The sequence below is a fragment of the Pseudovibrio sp. POLY-S9 genome (assembly GCF_001431305.1).
Lineage (GTDB): Bacteria > Pseudomonadota > Alphaproteobacteria > Rhizobiales > Stappiaceae > Pseudovibrio.
On record NZ_LCWX01000189.1, the window covers coordinates 2,877 to 8,139 of the forward strand.

Annotated in this window: 5 protein-coding genes; 1 reads left to right on the top strand and 4 read right to left on the bottom strand. The window is 55.3% G+C overall.

Annotated features, from left to right (window positions below; all coding sequences use genetic code 11):
* Positions 1-127: 127 nt before the first annotated feature.
* The 4 genes from PPL9_RS18290 to PPL9_RS18305 are packed head-to-tail and all read right to left on the bottom strand — an operon-like array spanning position 128 to position 4,275.
* Positions 128-337 (bottom strand): hypothetical protein, encoded by a 210-nt coding sequence (locus tag PPL9_RS18290; protein ID WP_057464037.1) that lies wholly within the window; start codon positions 335-337, stop codon positions 128-130.
* Positions 334-2,319 carry a phage terminase large subunit family protein gene (locus PPL9_RS18295; protein WP_200962337.1) on the bottom strand — a complete coding sequence of 662 codons (1,986 nt, stop codon included), beginning with the start codon at positions 2,317-2,319 and terminating at the stop codon, positions 334-336. The genes PPL9_RS18290 and PPL9_RS18295 overlap by 4 nt, the downstream gene beginning before the upstream one ends.
* A complete protein-coding gene (locus tag PPL9_RS18300) occupies positions 2,312-2,875 on the bottom strand; it encodes a hypothetical protein (RefSeq protein ID WP_057464038.1) in 564 nt (187 codons plus the stop codon). Before PPL9_RS18300 ends, PPL9_RS18295 begins: the two co-directional genes overlap by 8 nt.
* 47 nt (positions 2,876-2,922) lie before the next feature.
* Positions 2,923-4,275: a site-specific DNA-methyltransferase gene (locus tag PPL9_RS18305; RefSeq protein ID WP_152986753.1), complete on the bottom strand. Its 1,353-nt coding sequence runs from the start codon at positions 4,273-4,275 to the stop codon at positions 2,923-2,925.
* A 733-nt stretch (positions 4,276-5,008) separates the two neighbouring features.
* Between PPL9_RS18305 and PPL9_RS18310 the strand changes: the two genes are divergently transcribed.
* Positions 5,009-5,200 (top strand): hypothetical protein, encoded by a 192-nt coding sequence (locus tag PPL9_RS18310; protein ID WP_057464040.1) that lies wholly within the window; start codon positions 5,009-5,011, stop codon positions 5,198-5,200.
* Positions 5,201-5,263 lie beyond the last annotated feature (63 nt).

Genomic DNA, 5,263 nt, shown 5'->3' on the forward strand with positions numbered 1-5,263 from the left:
CCTTCATAAAGCCGGCGCAGGTTGGCAAGGGTTGCCCGGCTGGCATAGCGCTTTGCCGCCCGCGTGGGGGAGAACAGAGCCAGCGCCCGATCGGTCCAGGTAAAGGGTACCTGCACCGATCTGTTTCTCATCGGATCTCGCGGGTAAAGCGGGCAAACCCTGCTACCGGCTTTTTCTTACCACTTGTCGCTGCAATCTCCGCTTCAATGATGCGGATCCGGGCCAGAAGTTGAGCGCCGCTGTCATACTCAACCGTTTTGCCTTCATAAGACACACGGGTAGCCCCGGCTGCATAGGCTTTCTTCAAGGCTACTAGCTCTGCCGGTGTCCAGCTCATTTAAACCAGTTCCTCTGTTGTTTGCCAAACCAGGTGTTCTGCTTGGCCTTGCGAGCTTGGCGCTCCCGGCGCGGTTGGCCTGCTGGTTCTGGGGTAGATTGTTGAGCTTGCCTTAGCTGCGCTTCCAGATCCTGCCAACGGCTTTCATCCCAGCGATCGATGCCCAGCAGCCAGGCCACAGCTCGGGCATAGACCCGGCAATCAAGAGCTTCGTTACGCTCACGGGTTTTGATCCATTCGGATTTTGCAAAGCCCGTGCGCTTGTTCTTGCGCTGAACCAGCTGCTCGGCAGTTATCTGCTTGAACCATTCAGCGCTGACACCCTGACCCACGTGGATGAAACCATCGGGATAGGTTTTGCCAAGAGCAAGGTCTTCGTCGGTTGGTACGCTTAAGCGGAAATAGCGATAGGTCTCTAACTTGAAGACGGAAACTGCCACATTCCAAAGAGCCACTCCGCGGGAGACTTTGCGCCCGCCCTCAGTCACATCCACATAGCTGGGCCCATCAACGGGCGCGATGCGGTCAAAGCCGCCACGGCCCTTCAGGGCGATCACCTGACCGCGACCCATCTTGCGCACCCAGGCATAAACGGAATCCACCGTCATGCCGTCACCTGTATCAATGCCCACACGGGCAAGGGACATGGGCACGCCGCTTGCGTGTGGCCAGGTGCTGGCACAAAGCTCGGTGAGCTCAACCCAAACGTTGTCCTTTGTGACATCTCCATCCAGAGTGATGTGATCTACCAGCCAGCTTGTTCCACCTCGGCCCCAAGCCCAGATATCCGCTTCCAACCGTCCAGTACGCTGCACATCAACGCCCATGGTCAGCACAAGACCGCCTTCCGGAACTGTGCCAAGCTGAAAGCTCTCCCGGCGCTCATAAAGCTTTTGCCAATCCGGCGCTTCGCCTTGCTCTTCCCAGGTCTCGCCAAGGGTGGTGTTCTTGAACGCCTTGAGCAATGCATCTTTTCCCTGGGCCGCTTCCCAAGAGCGGGCAATTGCCTCCCAGGAGAGCCAGCCAATGGGAGAATAAAGCCCCGAGATGTGAAACCCGACAATACCGGCCTCATGGGCCTTGGCGATCAATTCCGGATCTGCGGTCGGCTGCCAACACGCGCCATTCTCTAGATCCATCATCCAGGTCTTAAAGCGTTCCTCGATTGGCTGGTCGCAATGCTCACAGAGGTAGCGTACGGAACGCGGGGTGCCCCAATCCCACTTGAGACGTTCGAATTTTAGAACCTGTAAGCCCAGACAATGAGGGCAGGGCACGAAGTAGCGGTTCTGGTCAGAAAGCTCGAACTCTGCTTCGATGCGCGAAGCTCCCTTGATAGTGGGCGTGGACGAGATGTAGATCTTCTTGCGCTGGCCAAACGTATGGGTGCGTGCTTCAGCCAACGTGACTGGGTCACCTTCCTCATCCAGATCATCTTTGTAAGCATCCACCTCATCCAGGTGCACATAGCGGATTGGCATGGAGCGAAGGCCTGCCGCCGAGTTGCCGCCAGCAATGAAGAGATGCCCGCCAGGATAGCTCTTTTCCAATTGCGTGTTGCCGCTGTCCCGTGACTTGGCCGGGGCTACGATCTCCCGAATGGTAGGTGTTGCCTCAATCATTGGATCGACGCGCTGGCGGGAAAACCGCTTGGCGGTGGTCTCATTGGCTTGCACGGCTAAAAACGGAGCGGGCGCCACCTCCATGGTGTGCCCGATCCAGTTGATGCCGGCCTCCGTCGCGCCAACCTGAGCGGATTTGGCAAAGATGATCTTCTGAGCCCAGTGACTGGGCGAGAGCGCATCCATAATGGCGCGCATGAACGGCGTGCGCGAACTTGCATATTTGCCAGGCTCTGCTGCGCCCTTTGAGGACAGATAGCGTTTGGCATCAGCCCACTGCGTAACCGTAAGGGCTGGATCTGGTGCCAGTCCCGAAAGCCAGGCGGTTTGAATGTCACTTGTGCCCTGATACTCACCCACCGAGCTCTATCTTGATTTCCGAAAGCCGGGCTAAGTGATCGCGAATAACCTCATCAAGCAGCAACTCCATCTTGTGGGCATCGACGCCAAGTTCAGCTGCCATATTGGCGGCAATGCGGGCCGGTAGCTGCAGCCAGGAATCCCGTTCCTTACGGGCCAGATCGAACACATGGTTCACCGCCGCACGACGATCAATGAGCTCACCCTTAAGCTGTTGCAGAAGCAGTTTGGAGCGTTGTGCCTTCAACGCTTCATTGGCTGCCCGTGCCTTGGCGTAGGTGATGCCTTGGGAGGCACCGATGGGATCGGAACCTTCGGAAATGGCAGGAGCTGCCTTAGGTTCGGACGGACGTGTCCCTGAGCGCTTGGGCTGTCTGCGTTTCGCACTGTCTGTTGATGCTGCCCACTGCGCGTCTGCTTTAGCTGGATCAATGCTGCCATCGGCTTCAACCGTGATCCTGCCGGATTGAATTGCTTTGCGAACGGCCATATCGGTCGCACCGGGTAAACCCAAAGCTTTGCGATGCTGCGCATATGCGCGCCGAGATAATCCCATGGGTCTGGTCCGTTGATTGGTCGTTTGGGCTGTATTGCTCACAGGCTTTAACCACTGACCAATGCTCTGATGTCATTAAAACAGCGGCCATCATCTGCAAGCGTTGCTTGTTTGCCGGTGTATTCCTGCCAGCGAGTAACGATCACATCGCAGAATTTCGGATCAAGTTCCATCAGCCGTGCTTTGCACCCTAGCTTTTCGCAGGCAATCAGTGTGGAGCCTGAGCCGCCAAAGGGATCCAACACAAGATCGCCGTGCTCAGTTGAATTCTCTAGCATTTGCTGGATCAGAGATACGGGCTTCATTGTTGGGTGTTCTGTGCTTCTGACCGGCTTGTCATGATGAATGACGGTGCTATTAAGCGAACGCATGGTCATCTTCTCCCCATCAACGATGACCACCTGATCCCCCAAATCAATCTGCAGACTGCCGTCCGGCATTACCCGCAAGGATTTGCCATTGTCCTCGAATACAGTTGTGTTGGTGCGTCCGCCATACCAGCTATGAGAGGCTCCAAGTTTCCAGCCATAAAGGATGGGTTCATGACGCCATTGGTAATCTGCGTGTCCGATAACGAGGGCGGGCTTGACCCATATGAGGCAGCTGGAGAGTTTAAAGCCAGCTTGAACAAAGGCTCGACGGAAACTCACGCCTTCAGTTTCGGAATGAGCCACATAGATGGGCGCTCCAGCACGCATCACAGCTGAGGTGCAGGAAAAAGCATCTAACAAGAATTTGCGGAAAGCCTCTTTGCTGAGATTATCGTTCTTGAGCTTTCCTGCCACACCTTCGTAATTGACGTTGTAGGGCGGATCCGTCCAGACAGCATCGACCAACGCACCATCGCATAGCCTGCTCATGTTCTCTGACGAGGTGCTGTCACCGCACATGATCTGGTGTTCATCTAGTAGCCAGGTGCAACCAGGCACGGAGGCATGAACCGGTTCTGGTGAGGGAACATGGTCCTCGTCACCCAGTGGAGGTGGTGGAGTGTCTTCGCCTCCAAACCCTATAAGTTCGCCAAGCTCCTCATCGGAAAACCCCAGCACATCCAGATCGAAGCTGTCGTCACTAAGCGCAGCCAGTTCCTCGCGAAGCAAGGCCTCATCCCAACCGGCATTTTCCGCGATCCTATTATCAGCAATGATTAAAGCTCGACGCTGCACCTCGTTTAGATGCGATAGCCGGATGACGGGAACTTCAGGGAGTTCCAAACGCTGTGCTGCCAGTAAGCGTCCGTGGCCGGCGATGATGTCGTTGTCAGCACCAATCAGGATCGGATTGGTAAAACCAAACTCAGCAATGGAACTTGCAATCTGGGTAATCTGCCAATCGGGATGCGTTCTTGCATTACGCGCATAAGGCACCAGTGCTGCGATAGACATCATCTCGACTTGCAAAGGTCAGCTCCTGTTGGCCTAGTGCGAACCATGGAATTCAGGGTGCGAACCCGCGAACCTTAAGTGCGAACCTAAGCTGCGAACCCAAAACTCTAGGTTCGCACCCTTGAGCTGATTTCGAAGTAAGAACGCCGTTGCAGAAATTCTTGATTCAACAGTGCCTTAATCAGGAATGTTGCAATGCAGCGCTTTCATTCGTTTCCGCCAGGTGCGAACCACGAACCCACAGTGCGAACCCAAAATTTTCCTCTGTGACTGGCGATCTGGTGCGCAAAGCCCCACCGCATACGATTGCGGCCCGGAAGGACCCAAAAGCCGGGGTAGCGTATGCATGGTATGGGATTGTGCAGGTGGTTTTGCGCGGCTTGACTGCGATTGGAGGAGGAGACCGCAGCTCCACTGAGCATAGCGATAATCTGCCCGAACCAGCCTGTTTCTGTCGCGCCAGAAGTGCGGGGTCATTTGTTGGGGAGTGCGGTAGGACGCAATTGAACCCAGCCCAAAGCGGTCGCGAGACGATAGCAGCCGGGAATAGACGGCATCAGCAAGCAAGGCACCTCTTGTTTGAAAGCGCGCGCTCGCCATACTAAGCGGGCCCTCATGCACTCACGAGATCAACGGAATGACACCTATAAGCCCTTGATTGTGCGGATGGGTATGGCATTGCGCGGTACCGGATAACCCAAACTCAAGCCATGTGTAGAAGGTACAAGAAAGGAGAGGACTATACGCCATGCACGTGAATTACATTTACACAGAACACCCTCAATGGGGCTGCGATATCCTACGCTACCCAAACGAGGAAATGCGCGAGGTCTTCGGTGACAAGAACGCCGAGGAGCTCTGGGCGGGTAAGATCATCCTACACCGCGGCGGTGCCTACTTGGACATGCTAAAGCGTTTCGATCAAAGTTTGAATCTATGAGATTCCCCAAAACTTCGATTTGTGATTCACTCTGTTCGGGAGGATCACAGCATGCCAGCACCA